Genomic DNA, 21,029 nt, shown 5'->3' on the forward strand with positions numbered 1-21,029 from the left:
CTTCTCGACCTTGCAATCCTTGTAGGACCCGGCCGTCACCGCCGCGGTGGCGGGATCGCGGGCATACGCCCAGGTGAACACGAGGTCGTCGGCGGTGAGCGGCTTGCCGTCGTGCCACTTCACCCCGGGCTTGAGCGTCCAGACCACCGAGCGGCCGTCGGCGGCCAGCGCCCCGTTCTCCTTGGACGGGATCGTGGCGGCCAGCACCGGCGCAAGGTTGCCGTCCGCGTCCCAGGCTGCGAGCGGCTCGTAGAAGATCCGCGAGGCGTCCTGATCCTTGGTGCCGATCGCGAAATGCGGGTTGATCAGCGTCGGCGCCTGCCACCAGAGCAGCTTGAGCGCGCCGCCGCCGCCGGCCTTGGTCGGCTTGTAGCCGGCCCGGATATCGGCCGCCATCGCGACCCCGTTGCCGGCGAGCATCAGCCCGGCCATCGGCGCGGTGAGGCCCAAAGCCACGATCCGCTGCACGAAGGCACGCCGCGACAGGCGGCCGTCCTTCACACGTCCGATAAGGCCGTGCAGATCCCGCTCGTCCATGATCATTCCTGGTTGCCGCCGCGACCGGCACAGCATCATTCCGAGTGTGCCCTTGGCAAGGGGCGGGCCAGTGACGCGTCCCGCGAAACGTGTTGACGATCCTGCATTCCGGACGCCTTCCTGGCCCCGGCCCTGCATGCAGGAACGCCCGCCAGGGTGCCGCGGGTTCGATCGGTACCACACCGGGAGACGACACGATGGATAACCGCAACACGGTGTGGCGCCATGTCGACGCCCGGAAGGAGCGGCTGATCGCCCTGTCGGAGCGGGTCTGGGGCATGCCGGAGGTCTGCTACACGGAAGAACGCTCCTGCGCCGAGCACGTCGCCGAGCTGCGCCACCAGGGGTTCCGCGTCACCGAGCGGGTTGCCGGCATCCCCACCGCGGTGATGGGCGAGGCCGGCGAGGGCGGGCCGGTCATCGCCTTCCTCGGCGAGTACGATGCGCTGCCCGGCCTGTCGCAGGAGGCGGGCGTGGCCGAGCATCGGCCGATCGAGCCGGGCGGGCACGGCCATGGCTGCGGCCACAACCTCCTCGGCTCGGCGGCTCTGCTGGCCGCCACCGCCGTCAAGGACTGGCTCGCCGAGACCGGCACCCCCGGGCGCGTGCGCTATTACGGCTGCCCGGCCGAGGAGGGCGGGGCCGCCAAGGCCTTCATGGTCCGCGCCGGCGCCTTCGCGGATGCCGACATCGCGATCTCCTGGCACCCGGCGAGCTTCTGGGAGGTGGCGCCGCCGGCCGCGCTCGCCAACACCCGGGCCGATTTCACCTTCACCGGGCGGACCGCCCACGCCGCGGCGGCCCCGCATCTCGGACGCTCGGCGCTCGACGCCGTGGAGCTGATGAGCGTCGGCGTGAACTACATGCGCGAGCACATGCCCTCGGATGCCCGGGTGCACTACGCCTATCTCGACGCGGGCGGCATCGCGCCGAACGTCGTCCAGGCGCGGGCGCGCGTGCGCTACTCGATCCGCGCCCGCGATCTGCCCGGCATGCTGGCCCTGGTGGAGCGGGTGAAAAAGGTGGCGCAGGGCGCCGCGCTGATGACCGAGACCGAGGTCGAGGTGCGGATCGTCAGCGCCGTGTCGAACCTCCTGGGCAACACGCCGTTGGAGCAGGCGCTCCACGGGGTGATGGAGGAGCTGGGCCCGCCCCCCTTCGACGATGCCGACCGGGATTTTGCGCACGAGATCCGGGCGACGCTCGGCGACGGCGACATCGACGCGGTGTTCCGCGCGATCGGGATGCCGCGCACCGAGGCGCCGCTCGCGGATTTCCTCGTGCCGCTCGACGCCCCGCGCAACCCCGCGATCGGCTCGACCGATGTGGGCGACGTGAGCTGGGTGGTGCCGACCGTGCAGGCGCATGCCCCGACCGTGGCGATCGGCACGCCGTTCCACACCTGGCAGGTGGTGGCGCAGGGAAAGACCCCGGCGGCCCACAAGGCGATGGTGCAGGTCGCCAAGGCGATGGCGGCCACCGGCACCCGGGCGCTGACCGATGCGGCCCTGCGGGACGCCGCCCAGGCGGATCTCGCCCGGCGGCGCGGCGCAGCCGGCTATGTCTCGCCGCTGCCCCCGGAGGTCGAGCCGCCGCTGCGCATGTCGCTGGCGTGAGGTGGAGGGGGCACAGATGGTCCGGGATCCGGGCGGACCACGGACGCTGACCGGAGGGCGCAACGTGCTCCCTCTCCCGTGCGGGAGAGGGGACCCGCGCCTCATCGTGCTGCCGTATCGCAGCTCATGACGCGTGAATTTGGCAACCCTACCGCCTCAGGCGGACAGCGAAGCCCCGCCGCTGGCATAGCGGCTCGGTGGCCGCGCCAGCCCGAGATGGTCGCGCAGGGTCGTGCCCGTGTAGTCGCGGCGGAACAGGCCGCGCCGCTGCAGGATCGGCACGACCGCGTCCACGAAGGTCTCCAGCCCGTCCGGCAGCACGTCGGGCATCAGGTTGAAGCCGTCCGCCGCGCCCGCCCGGAACCACGCCTCGATATCGTCGGCGATCGACTCCGGGGTGCCCGCCACGATGCGGTGGCCGACGCCGCCGCCCAAAGCCCGCAGGAGCTGGCGCACCGTCAGCCCGTCCCGCCGGGCGAGCGCGACCGTCCCTAAGAACATCGTGTGGTTGGCGTCCGGCGGCAGGGGCAGCGGGTCGGGCAAAGGCTTGTCGAGGTCGAGCCGCGCGGGGTCGATCCGCAGCGTCCCGGCGAGCCGGGCGAGGCTGTACTCCAGGGGCACGAGATCCCAGAGTTCGTCCTGGCGCCGCCGCGCCTCGGCCTCCGTGGAGCCGATCACCGTGGCGAGGCCGGGCAGGATCACCAGCGCGTCCGGCCCGCGCCCGTAGCGCGCCGCCCGCGCCCGCAGGTCCCGGGCATACGCCACCCCGTCCGCGATGGTCTGGGCGAGCGAGAACACCGCGTCCGCGGTGGCGGCGGCGAGTTCGCGCCCGTCCTCCGAGCCGCCCGCCTGGAAGGTTACCGGGCGGCCCTGCGGGCTGCGCGGCACCGTGAGCGGACCGGCCACGGTGTAGTGCGCGCCGCGATGGTTCACCGCGTGGACCTTGTCGGCGTCGATGAACCGGCCGCTCGCCGTGTCGCCGAGGAACGCGTCATCCTCCCAGCTGTCCCACAGGGTGTGGACGAGGTCGGTGAATTCCCGTGCCCTTGCGTAGCGCGCCCCATGCTCGGAGGCGCCCGTGAAGCCGAAATTGCGGCCCGCGGCGGCGTCCGCGGTGGTCACCACGTTCCAGCCCACCCGGCCGCGGCTCACGAGGTCGAGGCTCGCGAAGCGGCGGGCGAGGTTGAACGGCTCGTTGTAGGTCGTCGAGGCGGTGGCCACGAGGCCGACATGGCGCGTCACCGCCGCGATGCTCGCCAGCACCACCGTGGGTTCGAGGGCGTTGAACGGCCGGTAGTCGATCCGGTCGTTGATCGCGGGCGTGTCGGCCAGGAAGATCGCATCGAGCTTGCCCCGCTCGGCGACACGGGCGATGCGGATGAAGTGGTCGATATCCACGAAGGCGTCCGGCTGGCTCCCCGGCAGCCGCCACGCGGACGGGTAGACGCCGGAATGCAGCAGGTTGACGTTGAGATGCAGGGTGCGGCCGGTCATGGGTGGGCTCCGGGTCAGCGGACGCGCGGCAGAACCTGCCCGGCGAAGCGGCGCATCTCCGCTTCGAACGGCTGGAACTGCAGCATGAACAGGTCGATCCCGGCGGCGTGGAACGCGCGGATCCGCTCCGCCACATGGGCGTAGCTGCCCACCAGCCCGGCCGCGGTGCCGCCGTTGGTGCCGACATGTCGGGCGGCGGCCGCGTCGGTCTTGGCGAACATCACGCTGGCCGTGTCGGTGCGGGCGCGGGTGTCGGCGCGCAGGTCCGCGTCGCGCTGCGCCAGGGCGAGGAGCCGCGCGTGCTCGGCTTGCGCCTCCGCGTCGGTGTCCCGGGCGATCACGAAGGCCGAGAGGCCGTAGCGCAGCGGGCCGTTGGCCGCGGGACGCCGCGCAACGTCGGCGATCAGGTCTGCGACGTCGGCCAGCGGCTGGCCGTTGATGAACCAGACATCGGCGTGGTCGGCCGCCAGCGCCCGGGCGGGCTCGGACTCGCCGCCGACATAGAGGGTCGGCCGGGGCCGGACCGTACCGGCGGGGCGGAGCTGGTAATCCTCGACCTGGAAGTGCGCGCCCGCGAAGGTGACGCGCTCGCCGCGCATCAGCCGGTCCACGAGGCCGATCCATTCCCGCCCGTAGGCGTAGCGGTCGTCATGGGCGGGGAAGGGGAGTCCGGCCCGCTCGAACTCGGCGCGGTTCCAGGCATTCACGAGGTTCAGCGCAAAGCGGCCGCCGCTGATATGCTCGATCTGCAGCGCCATCTTGGCGAGCACCACCGGATGGTAGAGCCCCGGCTTGATCGCCGCGATGATCTCGATGCGGCGGGTCAGCGCCGCGAGCGCCGCCGCAGCGGTCCAGGCCTCCAGCTGGTCCCGCTCCGCGTCGTAGGGGTTCATCGTGTGCTGGGCGACCAGCACGGAATCGAAGCCCAGGGCCTCGGCCTCCAGCACCAGGGCGCGGTTGCGCTCCCAGCTGGCGTCGTCCGGCTCGTCGGGATCGTGGTGCGCGGCCCGGGAGCCGTGGACGGCCGCCCAGATGCCGAAGCGGGGCGCGGTGACGGAACCGGCCATCGGCTCAGCCCCGCCCGGCCGGCGGCTGCCAGATCGGCACCGCGGTGGCGTCGATCCGGCGGGGGATGAGCTTGGCCTCGTGGAACACGTCGGCGATGGCCTGCTGCTCGCCGAGCTGGCAGCGCTCCACCGGCTCGACCGCGTAGGTCCGGCGGCTGTTGGCGGCGGCCACGACGGGCGGCGGCAGGTCGCCCCAGATCGGGGCCAGCAGCGCCACCGCTGCCTCGGGGTTGGCCCGCATCCAGGCGCCGGCCTCGACCAGCGACCGGTAGATCGTGGCCACCACCTCCGGCTGTGCGGCGACGAAGCTGTCGTTGACGAGGTAGTAGCGATGATAGCTGGTCAGCCCGGTGGCGTCGGCAATGACCCGCACCGGGCGCTTGGCCTCCGCGAAGGCGAGGAACGGGTCCCAGATCGACCACGCGTCGAGGCTGCCCTGCTCGAAGGCGGCCGCGCCCTCGGGGGCCTGGAGATAGGCCGGCTTGATGTCGGCGAAGGTCAGCCCGGCGCGCTTCAGGGCAGCGGCCAGCACGTAGTGGCTGCCCGAGCCTCGGGACACGCCGACCGTGCGGCCCTTGAGGTCCGCCACCGTGCGGATCGGCGAGTCCGCCGGCACGATGATCGCCTCGGCGGCCGGCGCGCCGCGCTCGCGGGCGTAGAAGGTCAGGGGCGCCCGGGCCGCCTGCGTGAAGATCGGCACCGCATCGGCGACGTCAGCGTGGATATCGACCGCGCCGGCCGTCATCGGCTCAATCACGCTGGTGAACAGGTGCCAGCTCGGCGCGAAGCCCAGCGGCGCGAGGCGCTCGGCCAGCGTGCCCTTCACCTTCAGCACGGTGAACAGCACCGAGGAGCGCTGCATGCTGATCTTCACCTCACGCGGCGCCGCGTGCACGGACGGCGCGCCGAGCGCCACGGCGGCAGCTCCGCCGAGGCCGGCGCGCAGGAGCCGGCGCCGGGACAGGGTTTCGTCGGTCATCGGGCGCTCGGGGGGCATCGGGTCAGGTGGGATGAGGGGCGGGAGACTTGGGCTCGGCGCTGAGTCGGCGAAGCTCTTCGCCGCATCGCGACCGCCTCCATTGGTGGCCGAGGTCGATTTCCGGATCAATGAAACAATTTTTCGATCTTTCCGCCGCTCGTGGAAGTCGATCCTTCATCGGATCGTATCGGCAGCGATGCTGTTTCGATTGATAGCCGACAACCTGCGCCCGCGGTGATCGCGCGTATCCCGGATGAGCCGGCGTCCTCGGTGCTGCAACGGGAAACGACTGCGTCGAACACGGGAAACCGTTTTCTCCTCAACCCACCGCGCGCAAGATGAAAGTATTCCGATGGCGTCCATAGAGAAATGACGCTTCCAAAGGCGCGACCGAACGTCGGTTCGCTCTTGAGATCGGAAAAGAACTTCGCGATTCCATGGCTCTGCCCATCGGTCGGGCCTGGAATTGGGCAGGCCTGGAATTGGGAATGGGTGCCATGTCGCAGACGGAAGCGGGCTGGGGCGCGGGTCCGAGCGCGCGCTACGAGGCGCTGGCCGAGCGCTTCCGCCCGGTCTTTGCCGAGATCCGGGCCACCGCGGCGGAGCGGGACCGGACCCGCGGCCTGCCCCATGCCGAGATCGGCTGGTTGCGGGAGGCGAATTTCACGACCCTGCGGCTCGCCCCGGAGGATGGCGGCCACGGCGCCAGCCTGCCCGAACTGTTCGCCCTGCTGATCGAGCTGTCGAGCGCCGATTCCAACGTCACCAACGCGCTGCGGGCGCATTTCGGCTTCACCGAGGATGCGCTCTGCTCGTCGTCGCCCGAATGGCGCGCCGCCTGGATCGCGCGGATCGCGGCCGGAGCGACGATCGGCAGCGGCGTCTCCGAGACCGGCCCCGCCAAGGTCGGCGCGTTCGACACGGTGGTGCGCCACCGCGACGGGAACCCGGTGGTCGACGGCCGGAAGTTCTACACCACCGGCTCTTTGTTTGCCGACTACATCCACCTCGCGGCCGAGGACGAGGCCGGGGAGGCCGTGACCGCGGCGGTGCCGGTCCGGGCCCCCGGCGTGACCATCGTGGACGATTGGGACGGGTTCGGGCAGGCGCTGACCGCCAGCGGCACCGCGACCTTCGCGGGCGTCGTGCTCGATCCGGACCTGATCAAGCCGGATGCCCCCCGCTTTCCCTACGCGATGGCGTATTTCCAGCTCGTGCACCTCGCCACCCTCGCCGGCATCGGCCGGGCGGCGGCCGAGGACGTGGCCCGGCTGGTGGCCGAACGCACCCGGGTCTACAGCCACGGCAATGCCGGGCGCACCGCGGACGACCCGCAGATCCAGGCGGTGGTCGGCCGGGTCCGGGGCAACGCCTACGCGGCCGGCGCCATCGTGCTGAAGGCCGCCGAAGCACTCGAACGGGCCTACGCGGCGCACCAGGCCGGGGACGGCCCGGCGGCCGACCGGGCGGCGACGCTCGCCGATGTCGAGGTCAACCAGGCGGTGAGCGTGGTGACCGATCTCGTGCTGCAGGCGACGACGACGCTGTTCGACGCCCTCGGCGCCTCCGCGGTGAAGACGGGGCTCGGGCTCGACCGCTACTGGCGCAACGCGCGGACCATCGCGTCCCACAATCCGCGGATCTACCGGGACCGGATCGTCGGCGCCTTCGCCATCACGGGCGCGCCGCCGCCCCGGCAATACCGGGTCGGCACGGCGTGACGCTTCCGCGCCGGGTGGCCGATCCGGTCAATGCATGTGGGCGAGCCGGCCGCGCACCTGGGCGCGGGCGAGGCAGAAGCCGAGTTCCATCAGCAGCGCCTCGGTCAGGGCCACGGCCTTCGGCTCTCCCAGATCCTTGAGGGTGCGGTAGCTCGCCAGAACGAGGTCCACGACCTGCTCCAGCGGCGGCGTCGCCTGGGAGATCCGCGAGGCGACGAGCGGATCGTCGCTGGCGTCGCTCTGCGTGATGTCCACCACGATGCCGCGGCCCACCACCACGGTGCCGGATTCGTCCGGATCGAACTTTCCGCGGGCCAGGATCCGGCGGATCTGGCCGTCGGCCGAGCAGACCCGGTGCTCGGCGATGAACCACCCGCCGGCCTCCGCGCATCCGAGGATGTGCTCCATGACGTGCGCGCGGTCATCCGGATGGACCCCGTTGTTGAAGGTCTCGAACGGGATGCCCCGCGCGCCGAACTCGGGTGTGAAGCCGAACAGCTGGGCCACGATGGGATCGGCCATCACGACGCACCGGCGCACGTCGATCTGCCAGCGGCCCACAGTATCGGCATCGTCGAGAACGGTCTGCAGCTCCTCGTGCCCCGGATGGGCGCTCACGCCTCCCGACATTCGCATCGGCTCGATTCCCCCAAATCAGTCTGCTTTCAACTAGAGATAGCACACGACTAAATTGTGGTCACATCAAGCAGTCAATCGGCCGTCCGATCGCGTGCGAACGGGTCTCGGCGCGTCTTCAGGGGTTTCGTCTCGGCGGCAAGACCAACGTGGAGGCGGTCCCGGGCCGCACCCAAGTGTCAGAAGCGCATTTGCAGGCGCGCGGTCCCGGATTGCGCGACGAAGTGGTCGCCGACCTGTGCCTGATACTCGCCCGTCACCTCCACGCCGTTGCCGAGACTGATCTGAAGCCCCAGCCCGGCTTCGCCGAGGCGGTCGGGGATCGACGATTCCGTCGCGAACCGCCCGAGCGCGCCGGTACCCTGGAAGCTCGCCCGGCCGGTGAAGCGGTCGTCCGACAGGACCATCAGGCCCAGCGTGCCGTAGGGCCGAACCCAGCGCCCGCCCTCCAGATCGATCCGGCCGCCGATCTCGACGTTCGGGCTGAACGCCACCAGCGTCTTGGCCAGGGGGCGGACGTAGAGGTTGAAATCCCCCGCGCCCGTCTCGGAATAGGCCGGGCTGTAGCTGTAGAGCAGGTCGAGATCCGCGTAGGGCTTGATGTACCAGTCGCCGAACAGGACCTGATAGCTCGCCCGCAGGCGCCCACCGGCGCTGAGGATCTCGGACCGGCTGCGCGCCGTGGCGCGGGCCCCCGCGAAGTCGATCGCGCGCTTGTTGTCGGCCCAGGCGTAGCCGACGTTGGCCGAGGTCGCGAACAGCCAGGGGCCGACCTGATGCTTGAGCGCGGCCGAGACGTCGCCGGCATCGCTCGTCGTGCCGGTGATCCGGTCGGGATCGCTCTGGATCGCGCGGGTGTAGGCGCCGGTCAGGCCGAAGAACCAATCCGGCGCGAACTCGGTCTGGAGGCCGGTCTGGTAGCTCAGGGCGTTCTGGTGATAGCCGCCGTCGTCGGGGGTCGAGAACTGGCGCGCGTTGGTGCCGGTGATGCGGCCCCAGACGCATTCGCCCTCGCGCAGCAGCGTGCCGGTGCCCACGAAGGCGGGGCAGCTCATGGCCCGCTGCAGGCCCTTGCGGGTGTCGAGCGTCCGGTCGGTGAGCGTGTCCTGGTTGGATTCGGGCTTCAGCTCGTCCAGCGCGGCGGCGTAGCCCTTCTGGCTGTCGACCGACAGGAAGCGGGCGTAGAGATTGCCGAGCCGGGTGGTGTTGCCGTCCCAGGCATCCTGCAGGCCCTGGGCGACGTTGCGCTGGTCGGTGGTGAGCGTGATGCCCACGGGCGTCGTGAAATGCGCCTGCGGCGTGAGCGCGACGGCGTCGGCGGTCGAGGCCAGCGCCCACGAGATCGGAACCGCGCCGGAATGCAGGACGCTGTCGGTCGTGGTGGCGGTGACGGCCCGGACCTGCTCGGCCCTGAGGAAGGTGTAGCGCCCCGGCAGCAGGCCGCTGACGATGTGGGGCTCGACCACGCCGCCCAGCGTCGCGGTGCCGGAGACGGTCAGGAGGTCGTTGCGCGGCGTGCCGGCCGGAGCCAGCGGCGCGATGTCGACCAGCAGGCGGCCGGTTGCGGTCTGCACGAAGCTGCCGGTGACGGTCGCCTGCGCCACCGTGCCGACGCCGCCGAGATCGAGGATCGCGCCGTTGCGCAGCAGCCCGTCGCGGCCCAGCGCGACGACGCCCTCGGGCCCGGTGCGCAGGATCGCCGACGCGGTGCCGGACCCGTTCTCGAACACCACGCGCCCGAACTGCCCGCCGCCGGTCACGTCGATATCGCCGGTCACGGTGCCGCGGTTGGTGATCGTGCCGGTGGCGAAGGCACCGGTGATCGCGCGGCCCGAGGCCGCGCTGACCACGCCACCCGGTTCGATGGTGATCCGGTTGTCGCGGCCGCCCTCGACGCGCAACGCCGAGCCGGTGCCGCTGCCGCCGGTTACGACGCCGTCCACCCGGATGACGATGTCGTTGCCGCGGCTCGTGTCGGGCTCGAGGCTGCCGTCGGTCCGCTGGACGCCCGACTGGGCGTAGATCGCGTGGGCGTCCAGGCCCGAAGCGATGATCGAACCGAACGCGTCGATGGTGATGATCCCGCCGGTTCCGGTCACCGCGCGTCTGCGCACGGGATCCGTCGTCGTCGTCGTCTCGCCCGACAGGCCGACGAGCAGACCGCCGCCGCCGCCGAGGCTCTGCGCCAGGAGGCCGTGGGATTCCGTGCCGGTGGTGCGGATCACGGAGCCCTTCTCCAGAATGACCTTGATTGTCCCGCGATCGCCGCGGGCGCCGTCCCGCAGCGCGTAGGGGATCGCGTAGCCCACGGCCTGATGGGCGCCGCCGTAGCCGCCACCGCCGCCGATCGATTGCAGCAGCAGGGCCGGCGCGGCGTCGCCGCTGGTCGAGATTTTCGCGTTCGCGCCCATCCTGACGTCGATCATGCCGCCGTCACCCGCGGCACCCCCCGAGCCGCCCAGCCCGAACGTGTACCGGTGGCCGCCCGGCCCCGCCGCCACGGAGGCGAGACCGCCACCGCCGCCGATGCTCTGGGCCAGGATGCCGACGGCGCCGAAGCCGCCCGTGGCGACCGTGCCCTCCTGGATGACCCGCACGGTGCCGCCGTTGCCCGCCACGGCGCCGGAGCCGCCGAGCGTCAGGCTGCCGGACTTCCCCGAGACGGAGGCGGGATCCTCCGGCGGCGCGATCGGCACGATGTCGAGCGCCGCCAGCAGCGCGTTCGCCAGCGCCTTCGCGTCGCTCCCGGAGCCGTCCGTCTTCCCGTCCGCAGTCCCGTGCGAAGTCCCGGCCTCCGCCGCCGCGTCGTCGCCGGCCGGCGCGGCGAAGCTGCCGCCGCCGCCGCCGATGCTCTGGGCGACCAGAGCATGCGCCTCGATCCCGACCGTCGTGACGGTGCCGCGATTCTCGACCGTGACCACGCCGCCATTGGCGCCGGTCCCGCCGTTGCCACCGACATTCAGGTTGAGGGTCAGCCCCTTGCCGGCCTTGCTGTTGACGCTCCCCCCGACGCCGGTGCCGCCGCCGCCGCCGATGCTCTGCGCGGTGAGGCCGTAGGCGGCGTCCCCCTGCGTGGCGACCGTGCCGCTGTTGATGATCCCGACGAAACCGCCGGTATTGCCCGTGCCGCCCGCGCCGCCGACGGTCGCCGTGAAGGTGGTCTGGTTGGTGGCCTCGGCGAAGGACACGCCGCCCTGGCCGCCGCCGCCGCCGATGCTCTGCGCCAGGATCCCGTGCGCGGAGGCGCCGAAGGTGGTGATCGTCCCCTCGTTCTTGACGTTGACGTCGCCGCCGGTGCCGCCGCTCGCCCCGGTGCCCCCCAAGGGCCAGACTCGCCTGGATATCGGGCAGCTTCGTCGCGGTCTTCTTCTGCTTGTCCAGATAGGTCGCGATGCTGCTGGAGTAGGATTTCAGCGCCTTGGCGAAATCCGAGTTCTTCAGCGTGTCGGCAAGACCCTTGTAGGTGTCGCTGGACTTGATGTCCTTGAGGAACTGGTCGAGGGCCTTCTTGTCGTCCTTGTTGGCCTTGTCGGCGGCCCATGTCTGGTAGGCCTCGACGCCGATCGCCTGCTTGATCTGCTGCCAGATCTCGCCCACGGCATCGGGCGTGACCCCGGTCCCGGCCGCGAGGCTGCCGCCGGTACCGCCGCCCCCGCCGATGCTCTGGGCCAGGATGCCGTGCGCGCCGGCGCCCGCGGTCGTGATCGTGCCGGCCGCGTCGTTGATGACGGTCACGGACCCGCCCGTGCTGCCGGTCCCGCCGGTCCCGCCGAGCTTTCGGGTGATCTTGAGCGTGCCCGTGGCGGTGCTCGACACATCGCCGCCATTGCCGCCGCCGCCGCCGATGCTCTGGGCCTGGATGCCGCTGGCGTTCGAGCCGCCGGTCAGGATCGCGCCGGCGTTCGTCACCCCGACGAGGCCGCCCCGATTGCCGGTGCCGCCCGCGCCGCCCACGGTGTCGGTCACCGTCAGGGTATCGGCGATCGGAAGCTTGCTGAGGACTTCGTTGAGGGTCTCGTCGAAGGAGACCCCGGAGGTCGCGATCGCGGAGGCCGGGCCGGCATTGCCGCCGCCGCCGCCGACGCTCAGGGCAAGGACGCCGATCGCGGCGTCGCCCCCGGTCGTGATGCTGCCCGCCTGCGTGACGGTGACTTCGCCGCCCGTGCCGCCGCCGCCGCCCGTGCCGCCGACGCCCCGGGTGACGGCGATGTTCTGGCGCAGGCTCAGGGTGTTGGCCGTCGCGGTCGCGCCGCCGCCCGAGCCGCCGCCGCCGCCGATGCTCATGGCTTCGATGCCGGACGCGCTGTCGCCGGAGGTCCGCACGGTGCCGCGATTGGTGACGGTGGCGCTGCCGCCATTGCCGCCGCCGCCGCCCGTGCCGCCGAGGGTCGTGGTGGCCGCCACGGCCATCTGCCCCGGCGGTGCGACGGCCAGCGCATAGGCGGCCGCGTCGCCGCCGATGCCGCCGCCGCCGCCGACGCTGAGGGCGCGCAGGCCGGTCGCCCCATCGCCGTAGGTGGTGACCGCGCCGCCGTTGAGGACGCGCGCCGTGCCGCCCGCGCCGCCATCCCCGCCGGACCCGCCGATCGCGGTGGAGAACGCGAGGCTCGGCAACGTGTTGCCGGTCGGCGTCACGAGGGGCGCCGCAATCGCCTTCGCGTCGGCGAGACCGCCCACGCCGCCGCCGCCGCCGATGCTGAGCGCCGCGAGGCCGTCCGCGCCGAGGCCGCCGGTCGTGACGGTGGTCGAGCTGTCGATGACGGCGGTGCCGCCCTGTCCGCCCCGGCCGCCGCTCCCGCCGACCGCCCAGGAGACCGAGAGCGCGAAGCCCACGGCCTTGCTCTTGGCGTCCCCGCCGGCGCCGCCGCCGCCGCCGATGCTCTGGACCAGGACACCCGTCGCACCGTCGCCGGCGGTCTCGATCGTACCGTCGAGGCCGGTGAACTTGGCAAGCGCGCCATCGCCGCCGCCGCCGGCGGCGCCGCCGAGGCCGACCGCGATGAACGCGTTGGCCGTGAAGGCCCGCCCGCCGCTGCCGCCGCTGCCGCCGATGCTCTGGACCAGGGCCCCGTAGGCGGCCTCGCCGCTCGTCGCGATCCGGCCGCCGGCGTTGATGATCTCGGCGGTGCCGCCGAAGCCCCCCGTTCCGCCGGTGCCGCCGCGGGAGAACCACAGCGTCTCGCCCCCGGCACCGCCGCCATTCGTCGTGGATGGCACGGCGAGCGGCGAGAGGGGCAGGGCCGCGTCGGCGCTGCCGCCGCCGATGCTCTGGGCGACCAGACCGATCGCCCCCGTGCCCGCGGTCGTCACGGAGCCGCTGTTGGTCAGCGTCACCGATCCGCCCGTGGCGGCATCGCCGCCGGTGCCGCCGCCGAAGACGCCGCCGCCGCCCTTGCCGCCGGGGCCGCCGACCGACTGGGCCACGACGCCCAGGGCGTAATCGCCCTGCGTGACGACCGTGCCGCGCTGGGTCACCGTGACGGTGCCGCCGTTCCCGCCCCGAGCCCCGTCGCGTCCGCCGGAATCGCCCTGGTCGCCGCCCCGGCCTCCGACGCTCTGGACCAGGGCGCCGAAGGCGTAGTCGCCGGCCGTCCGGATCGTCCCGGCCATGTCGAGATTCGCGAGCGCGCCCGCACCCCCCTGGGTCACCTGGGGTTTGCTGTAGGCGGTGCCCATCCGCCCGCGGTCGCCGCCCGCACCGCCGATGGATTCGACGATCACCGCGGTGGCGCCGACGCCGTCGGTGCTGACCCGGCCGGAGGGCGTCACCGTGAGCGAGGCCGCCCCGCCGGCCCCGCCCGTCCTGAACGCGGTCTGGTCGGCCGCCGTGCCCCCCGAACCGGCGTCACCCCCGGTTGCGCTGACCCGCACGGCCAGGAAGGCCTGCCCCACGGTCGAGACCGTGGACGACAGGGTGAGGGCGACCGGGCCGGCATCGCCGCCGCCGCCGAAATTCGTCAGGGCGTCACCGCCCTTTCCGCCCATGGAATAGACCCAGAACCGCGGAGCCGGCCTGAACGCCGCCTGCCCGGTCGGGTCGGTCTGGTCGCCCTGCCCGGTCACGTCCTCCGACAGCACCACCGACACGGCGCCGCCCCGACCGCCCCTGGCGCCGAAGACCGAACCCGTGCCGTAATCGTCGCCCCGTCCGCCGCGCCCGCCCTGCGATCCGATCTGGATCGCCGCCGCGGGGTCACGCCCGGCGGCCGCGGTATCGACATCGATCAGGCTCAGGTCGCCGCCGTCCCCGCCGGGCGTCGCCGGGGTGTTCCGCTGGAGGATGTAGACTTTCCCGTCCTGGCCATTCGCGCCGGTGACCACCTGGGGCTGGGGTCGCTCGGCGGCGCGCGCGGGCCCAGCGAGGCCCTGCATGGCGATCAGGCTGACCGTCGCCAGAAGCCATGCGGAGGGCCGCATCCGCCCGTCGAGGATCCCGAGGGACCGTACAACCCGCGAGCACGACATCGGCCATACGCCTCTTACCCGCCAGGGCCCGTACGGAACGGCAAGGGCATGGCGGAACCACAAGGATCTGCAGCGGTTTCAGCCGCGTCGCACCGATCCGAGTTCGGCGCTGCGCAGCAATGCGCAGCGTCTAGTAAATTTATTCCTGCCTGGAAAGTCGGATCGACAGCTGAAGCTGGAATATTTCAAGTATTTATATTCGAAAGAACATATTTCTATATATTAGATCTTGCCGTGTACTCCAAAGTTCGTTCGAGCCGCGCGCAAATCGTGATCCGCTGGGAACAAGATCTCCGCGCGCGACGATCGACCTCAGACCGCGACCCTCATGGCCGCATCCCCGGTTCCGAGGCGCGCCTCGATGACCTGCGCGAGGTGTTCGGCATCGCGGCCGACCGCACCGAAGCGGCCCGAGCCCCAGGTGTTCAGCCAGGGCAGGCCGATGAAGGAGATGCCGGCCTCGGCGGTCACGCCGCGCCGGTGCTTGGGATGGCCCGCGCCGTTGAACACGGAGGCGTCGAGCCACCGGAAATCCGGCGTGAAGCCGATGCACCAGAGGATGCTGGTGATGCCGGAGCCTTCGAGGGGGAGCGCGGTGACGGGCGCGTCCGGCTCCCAGACGGGGGTGTAGGGCGCCTGCGCCGGCGCCGCGATGCCGGCCTTGGCGATGTGGGTGTCGATGGCCGCGTTGATGCTGTTGTAGGTCCGGTCGGCCTGATCAAGCGCGCGCTTGAGGTTGTCGCGGAAGCGGAAGGCTCCGTCGGCGTAATCCTCCAGCACGCCGTAGAGCTGCATGCCCTCGGTGGCGAAGCGGCGCAGGTCGATGTCGCGGCCCCCGTCGCGCCCGGTCACGTAGTGGTTGGTGTTGTCGCGGACGCCGTCGCGCAGCGGGTGGTTCTCGACGGTCATGTCGTAATAGCCCATGTCGGCGAGCCATGTGACGACGTCGCGGCCGCGGTAGAAGCGGGCGCAGCGGGGCGCATCGCCCACCGCCAGATGCACCCGGCGCCCGGCGAGGTGCAGGTCCTCCGCGATCTGCGCGCCCGATTGCCCGGAGCCGACGACCAGCACGGCGCCGTCCGGCAGCTGGGCCGGATTGCGATACTGGTTGGAGTGGATCTGTGCGATCGCGCCCGGCAGCTTCTCCGCCATGCGCGGAATGATCGGGGTGTGATAGCCGCCCGAAGCGACGACGATCTCGTCGGCCGTGTAGTCGCCGTCCGAGGTCTGCACCGCGAACAGGCCGTCGTCGCGCCGCACCACGCGCGTGACCGCAACGCCCTCGCGGATGGGCGGCTTCACCTTCGCCACGAAGGCCTGGAGATAGGCGACGATCTCGTCCTTCTTCATGAACCCGTCCGGGTCCGGCCCGTCGTAGCGATGGCCCGGCAGGTCGCATTGCCAGTTCGGCGTCACGAGGCAGAACGTGTCCCAGCGCTGCGTCGCCCAGGTGTGGGCGGCTGTGTGCTTCTCGAACACGAGGTGGTCGATGCCGCGCTGCGCAAGGTGGTGGCTGACCGAGAGGCCGGCCTGACCGCCGCCCACGATGGCGACGGGACTGTGAGGGATCGGGGCGGTCATGGCGCCAACTCCTGCGTGGGTTCGGGAGGACGGGCTGTTCAGGCGGGGATCGGTGCCCGCCGGGCGCAGGCCCGGTAGGTCGCGTCGTGGCGCTCGGCGCAGGCGCGCCAAGACAGGGCGGCCGCGCGCCCGCGGCCGGCCGCCCGCAGCCGGGCCCGGATCTGCGGTACGAGCGCCGCCGCCATGGCGTCGGCGATGGCGTCGGGGTCGGCGGGATCGACGAACAGGGCGTCGGCCGGCGCCAGATAGGCGGTGAACGGCGGCCGGTCGGAGACGATCGCGGGGGTGCCGCACGCCATGGCCTCCAGCACGCACAGGCCGAACCCCTCGGTCCACGACGGGAAGGCCAGGAGGTCTGCGGCCCGGTAGAGCGCCGGCATCTCGGCCTGCGGGACGGGGCCCGTCTCGATGAGAGCCGCGCCCCGGCCGACCGTGAGCTCCTCGGAATCCAGGGCGGCTTGGCAGCGGGCGCGGTAGGCCGCGTGGTCGAGGAGCGAGGCGCCGCCGGCGATGACGAGCTGCGCGCTCGGAAAGCGGGCACGCAGCCGGGCGAAACCCGCGATGATGCCCAGCGTGTTCTTGCGCGCCTCGAAGCCGCCGACGCTCAGGACGACGGGCCCCGGGCCGAGTCCCCAGCGCGCGCGCAGGGCGGCGTCCGCCCCGGTCGGCGCGTCACCATAGATCGACAGATCGACCCCGTTGCCGACGATCTCGGCGTCCGCGCCGATCTCGTTCCGGATCCAGTCCGCCCAGAGGCGGCTGACGCAGAGCAGACGCCGGGCCTCGCGGATCGATCGCGTCTGCCAGTCGGCCAGCACCGGGTCGGCGAAGTGATCGACGTGGTGGACGGTGCGCACGAAGCCCGGGATCAGGCGCCGCTGCGTCAGGGTCGCGAGCGCGTTGCCGCCGATCCCGTCATGAGCGTGGAACACTTCGAAATCGCGGGCCGCCGCGTCTTCGAAGTGGCGCAGGTAGTCGTCGATGCGGGCGCGCACGAGATCGACCGTCGAGCCAGCGACCGGTCGGGCCGTCACCGCCACGGTGGGGCAGGCCGCCGCCCGGAAAAAGCCGCGTCCGGATGGGTCAGGGGCGTGGACCACGGCCTCGTGGCCCAGCGCGCACAGGGCCTCCGCCAGCGCCAGACAATGTGCGACGCCGCCCCGCGGGTTGGTGGAATGGGTCAGGATGGCGATGCGCAGGGCTTTCACGGGGCGGCCCCCGCGTCGTGCCGGCCGCAGCCTATCAGCGGGCCGGCCGCGAAATCCCAGACCACGGCCTCGGCCCCCGCGGAATCCCGCACCCGGGCAACCCAGCTCGCATCGAGATGCCCGATCGTGGCAGCAGCGATGCCGCGCTCTGCGAAGCGCGCGATGACGGCCGGCGTCCGGTCGGGGCGCACGCTTACGAGGTAGCCGAAGCTCGGGAAGGCCGTCAGCCAGCGTGCCAGCGGGATTTCGGCGGGGCGCGGGATCGCATCGAGGTCGATGACGCCGCCGACGCCCGAGCATTCGAGCAGCATTAGCGCCGTGCCGACGATGCCCGCCATGCTGATGTCCTTGGCGGCGCGGGCCAGGCCATCCTCGGCAAGGCCCGGTAGCAGGGCGAGGTCGCCACGCAGCCGGTCCCCCCGTGCGCCGGTCGAGGCGTCCCAGTAGGGGTGCGGCTCGCGGAAACGCCCGCGCAGATCGATGGCCGCTATGAGGTCGTCGCCCGGCGCGGCGTCGAAGCTCGTCAGGAGGCGCGGACCCGCTCGCCCCAGCACGGCGACCGCCAAATTGCCGGTGGCTGCGCGCGTGTTGGTGTGGCCGCCTACCACCGGTACGCCGTAGAGCGCGGCGGCGTCCGATAGGCCGGCCAGGATCGGGTCCGCCGCCCCGGCATCCCGGCTCCACAGGGCGTCGACCACCGCGAGCGGGCGCCCACCCATGGCGGCGACGTCGCTCAGGTTGACCATGATCCCGCAATAGCCCGCGAAATACGGATCCTCGGCCACGAAGCCGTCGAGGAAGCCCTCGATGGCCAGCAGCAAGTGCCCGTCGCCATCGGGGATCGCCGCGCAATCGTCGCCGACCGGGATTGCGGCGTGCCGGCCCCCGAGACCGAGCCGCGCCACGACGGCGTCGATGTCGCGCTTGTGGCCGACCCCGCGGGCCTCGCGGATCTGGCGGGCGAGCGCCTGAATGTCGGCGGCGGCGCTCACGCGGCCCGGCGCAGCGTGATGAGGCCGTGCTCGGGATCGTGCATCGGCGGGTAGGCCGCGAGGTCGGCTTCCATCAGGCGATGCGGGCGCCCGTGGAGGTTCAGTGCGTCGAGGCTCGTCCAGTGCAGGCTCTCGAACAGTGCGGCATTCGCCTCCTGCACATGCGCGAGGAAGCGGGTGCAGCCCCTGGCATGGGCCGCCGAGACCGCGACCCGGATGAGCCCGGTGCCGAGCGCGGCTGCGCTCCGGAACGGTTTGGCGACCGCGAGGCGCGAGCCCCACCACTCGCCGGGCCGCTCCGGCACAGCATGGATGCGCACGGTGCCGACCACGGCATCGGCCTCGCCGCCGAGCGTCGAGAGGGCGCAGATCGGGATGGCGTGGGCATCGACCGCGTCCTGGTCGTCGCCCGAGAACAGGCCCTGCTCGACGCAGAAGACTTGACGGCGCAGGGCCGCACAGGCGCGGCGCTCCCAGCACGCAATCGCTAATTTCACGTGAAAACTATTGGGCCGGTAGGGCGGGACGGGGTCGAACATCAGGCCGCTCCCGTCCGCTCGTAGGCGGAGAGCGCCGAGCAGGCGCCGCAGCGCCCGCAGCCGGCCTTGATGTCGGTGGAGCGCAGGTCCGCTTTCGCCAGCAGGGCGGCGAGGGGCTGAAGGATCGCGTGCATGACATCCGGGCCCGGGGCCGGATGGCTCTCCAGCGGCGTGCCGGAGATCGGCACGAACGGCACTACGAACGGGTAGACGCCCATCCCGATCAGGCGCTCGGCCATCGCCAGGATCGCCTCCGGCGTGTCGCCGAGGCCGGCGAGGATGTAGGTCGAGACCTGGCCCCGTCCGAAGACCGGGATGGCGGCCGCGAAGGCGTCGAAGTAGCGCTCCAGCGGCACGCTGGCCTTGCCGGGCATGATGCGGGCGCGGACCTCGGAGGTGACGGCCTCGAGATGCATGCCGAGCGCGTCGACGCCCGAGGCCTTCAATCGCTCGAACCACCGGTCATCGTCGGGGGGCTCGCACTGGGCCTGGATCGGCAGATCGACGGCGGCCTTCACCGCGAAGGCGCTCTCGCACAGGATCGCGGCGCCGCGGTCAGTGGCGTTCGGCGTGCCGGTGGTCATCACCATGTGCTTGACGCCGTCGAGCAGCACCGCGGCCCGGGCGACCTCGGCGAGCTGCTCGGGCGTCTTGCGCGCCACGGTGCGCCCGGCGGCCAGCGACTGGCCGATCGCGCAGAACTGGCAGGTCTTGGTGCGGCTCGCGTACCGGATGCAGGTCTGCAGCACCGTGGTGGCGAGCACGTCGCGCCCGTGCAGCACGGCAATCTTGGAGTAGGGCACGCCGTCGAAGGTCGAGAGCCCGTAGAAGCGCGGTTTGCCCGGGAAGGTGGCACGGCCGATCACGACGCCGTCGTGCTCGATCACCGCGATCCCGTCCGCATCCGGCCGACGCACCAGGAAGGGCGAGTCGAAGGCGGTCTCGGTGTGGACCGGCACCATCACGGTGCGGCCCGCGATCGTCATGGCCTTGTGGTCGGACGGGCCGGCACCGCCGCGGCGGCTCGGCGCCCCGGCGCGGCTGTCGGCCAGCCTAACGCCGTAGGATTGCAACGCGTTGATCAGGCGCTCCGTCGGCATCCCGATCAGGCCCGTCGTGACCGGCGCCGTGGGGGACAGACGCGTCGGAAGCGGGCTGCTGCTCATGGTCGAGGCTCCGGGAGGCGGGCTGCGAACGGGCCGGCGGGTGGACGAACGCGGCCGGGCGGTCGTCGTGGAGGAGGCTGAGGAGTTCGGGCCGGGCGTAGTGGCCGACCGAGTCCATCATCCGCTTGCGCTTGGTCACCAGCGCGAGGTCCATGTCGGCGATCAGGATGCCCTCGCCGGGTCCGAGCGGATCGGCGAGGTGCTTGCCCTCGGGCGACACGATGGCGGTGCAGTTGCCGCCCCGGCAGGCGCCGCGCAGGCGCTCGTCCGGGCAGACCTGCGCGACCTGTGCGTCGGTGAGCCAGCCAGTGGCGTTGACCACGAAGCAGGCCGCCTCCAGGGCATGGTGGCGGATCGTGACCTCCATCTGGTCGGCGAAGATCTGGCCGACCAGCGAGCCCGGGAATTGCGCGGCGTGGATCTCTTCGTGGCGCGCCATCAGGGCGTAGCGGGCGAGCGGGTTGTAGTGCTCCCAGCAAGCCAGTGCCCCGACCCGACCGACGGCGGTCTCGACGACGGTGAGGCCGGCGCCATCGCCCTGACCCCAGATCATGCGCTCGTGGTAGGTCGGGGTGATCTTGCGGCGCTTCAGCTTCAGCGCCCCGTCGGCATCGAAGATCAGCTGCGCGTTGTAGAGCGAACCGTGGTCGCGCTCGTTGACACCGAGCACGATCACCACGCCGTGTCGGCGTGCGGCCGCCGAGACGGCCTGGGTCACCGGCCCTGGTACCGCCACCGCGCGCTCGTAGAGCTTCAGGTGCTCCGCGCCCTGCAGCGCCGGCGGCAGGACGAAGGAGAAGTAGGGGTAGTAGGGCACGAAGGTCTCGGGGAAGACCATGAAGCGCGCGCCCTTGGCGGCGGCCTCGTCGACGGCGTTGAGCACGCGCTCCAGAGTGCCCTCCGGCCGGTCGAGGTCCGGCGCGATCTGGACGGCAGCCGCGCGTACGATCCGGGTCTCTGGCGGGCTCTCTGACATGGATGATCCTCCGGCTGGACCAGCGGCTGCGCGGCTTGCGCGGCCGCCGGGT

At 72.1% G+C, this 21,029-nt stretch carries 13 protein-coding genes and 1 pseudogene; 2 read left to right on the forward strand and 12 right to left on the reverse strand.

The features are described from left to right. The coding region (locus tag MKK84_RS34825) for an ABC transporter substrate-binding protein (protein ID WP_243927556.1) at nt 1-537 on the reverse strand (537 nt) is incomplete at its 3' end. A gap of 197 nt (nt 538-734) precedes the next feature. On the opposite strand from MKK84_RS34825, the gene MKK84_RS34830 reads away from it, so the two are divergent. Then, nucleotides 735-2,153, forward strand: a complete 1,419-nt coding sequence (locus tag MKK84_RS34830; protein ID WP_243927558.1) for a M20 family metallopeptidase — start codon at nt 735-737, stop codon at nt 2,151-2,153. 156 nt (nt 2,154-2,309) lie between these two features. Here MKK84_RS34830 and MKK84_RS34835 read toward each other — a convergent pair whose 3' ends face one another. From MKK84_RS34835 to MKK84_RS34845, 3 genes are read right to left on the reverse strand one after another with little or no spacing between them, the layout of a single operon-like run. Beyond that, nucleotides 2,310-3,647 (reverse strand): LLM class flavin-dependent oxidoreductase, encoded by a 1,338-nt coding sequence (locus tag MKK84_RS34835; protein WP_243927560.1) that lies wholly within the window; start codon nt 3,645-3,647, stop codon nt 2,310-2,312. 14 nt (nt 3,648-3,661) lie between these two features. After that, nucleotides 3,662-4,714: an LLM class flavin-dependent oxidoreductase gene (locus MKK84_RS34840; protein ID WP_243927563.1), complete on the reverse strand. Its 1,053-nt coding sequence runs from the start codon at nt 4,712-4,714 to the stop codon at nt 3,662-3,664. Between the two features lie 4 nt (nt 4,715-4,718). Beyond that, a complete protein-coding gene (locus tag MKK84_RS34845; protein ID WP_243927565.1) occupies nt 4,719-5,693 on the reverse strand; it encodes an ABC transporter substrate-binding protein in 975 nt (324 codons plus the stop codon). A gap of 497 nt (nt 5,694-6,190) precedes the next feature. Here MKK84_RS34845 and MKK84_RS34850 point away from each other — a divergent pair, with 497 nt between their 5' ends. Then, on the forward strand, nt 6,191-7,414 hold the full coding sequence (locus tag MKK84_RS34850) for an acyl-CoA dehydrogenase family protein (protein ID WP_243927567.1): 1,224 nt from the start codon (nt 6,191-6,193) through the stop codon (nt 7,412-7,414). Between the two features lie 27 nt (nt 7,415-7,441). Here MKK84_RS34850 and MKK84_RS34855 read toward each other — a convergent pair whose 3' ends face one another. The 8 genes and pseudogenes from MKK84_RS34855 to MKK84_RS34905 form a co-directional block, all read right to left on the reverse strand. After that, nucleotides 7,442-8,032 (reverse strand): PAS domain-containing protein, encoded by a 591-nt coding sequence (locus MKK84_RS34855; protein ID WP_243927569.1) that lies wholly within the window; start codon nt 8,030-8,032, stop codon nt 7,442-7,444. Nucleotides 8,033-8,229: 197 nt separating this feature from the next. Continuing rightward, nucleotides 8,230-14,467, reverse strand: a pseudogene (locus MKK84_RS36055) (autotransporter outer membrane beta-barrel domain-containing protein). Between the two features lie 360 nt (nt 14,468-14,827). Continuing rightward, nucleotides 14,828-16,096, reverse strand: a complete 1,269-nt coding sequence (locus MKK84_RS34880; RefSeq protein ID WP_243927576.1) for an MSMEG_0569 family flavin-dependent oxidoreductase — start codon at nt 16,094-16,096, stop codon at nt 14,828-14,830. 38 nt (nt 16,097-16,134) lie between these two features. Next, nucleotides 16,135-17,304: an MSMEG_0565 family glycosyltransferase gene (locus MKK84_RS34885; protein ID WP_243927577.1), complete on the reverse strand. Its 1,170-nt coding sequence runs from the start codon at nt 17,302-17,304 to the stop codon at nt 16,135-16,137. Continuing rightward, nucleotides 17,301-18,296, reverse strand: a complete 996-nt coding sequence (locus MKK84_RS34890) for a sll0787 family AIR synthase-like protein (RefSeq protein WP_243927579.1) — start codon at nt 18,294-18,296, stop codon at nt 17,301-17,303. Before MKK84_RS34890 ends, MKK84_RS34885 begins: the two co-directional genes overlap by 4 nt. After that, a complete protein-coding gene (locus MKK84_RS34895; protein ID WP_409566576.1) occupies nt 18,293-18,835 on the reverse strand; it encodes an MSMEG_0567/Sll0786 family nitrogen starvation N-acetyltransferase in 543 nt (180 codons plus the stop codon). The genes MKK84_RS34890 and MKK84_RS34895 overlap by 4 nt, the downstream gene beginning before the upstream one ends. Continuing rightward, nucleotides 18,835-19,935 (reverse strand): MSMEG_0568 family radical SAM protein, encoded by a 1,101-nt coding sequence (locus tag MKK84_RS34900; protein ID WP_243927581.1) that lies wholly within the window; start codon nt 19,933-19,935, stop codon nt 18,835-18,837. Before MKK84_RS34900 ends, MKK84_RS34895 begins: the two co-directional genes overlap by 1 nt. Beyond that, nucleotides 19,889-20,977: a Nit6803 family nitrilase gene (locus tag MKK84_RS34905; RefSeq protein ID WP_243927583.1), complete on the reverse strand. Its 1,089-nt coding sequence runs from the start codon at nt 20,975-20,977 to the stop codon at nt 19,889-19,891. The genes MKK84_RS34900 and MKK84_RS34905 overlap by 47 nt, the downstream gene beginning before the upstream one ends. Nucleotides 20,978-21,029 lie beyond the last annotated feature (52 nt).

The organism is Methylobacterium sp. E-065 (assembly GCF_022829605.1).
GTDB lineage: Bacteria > Pseudomonadota > Alphaproteobacteria > Rhizobiales > Beijerinckiaceae > Methylobacterium.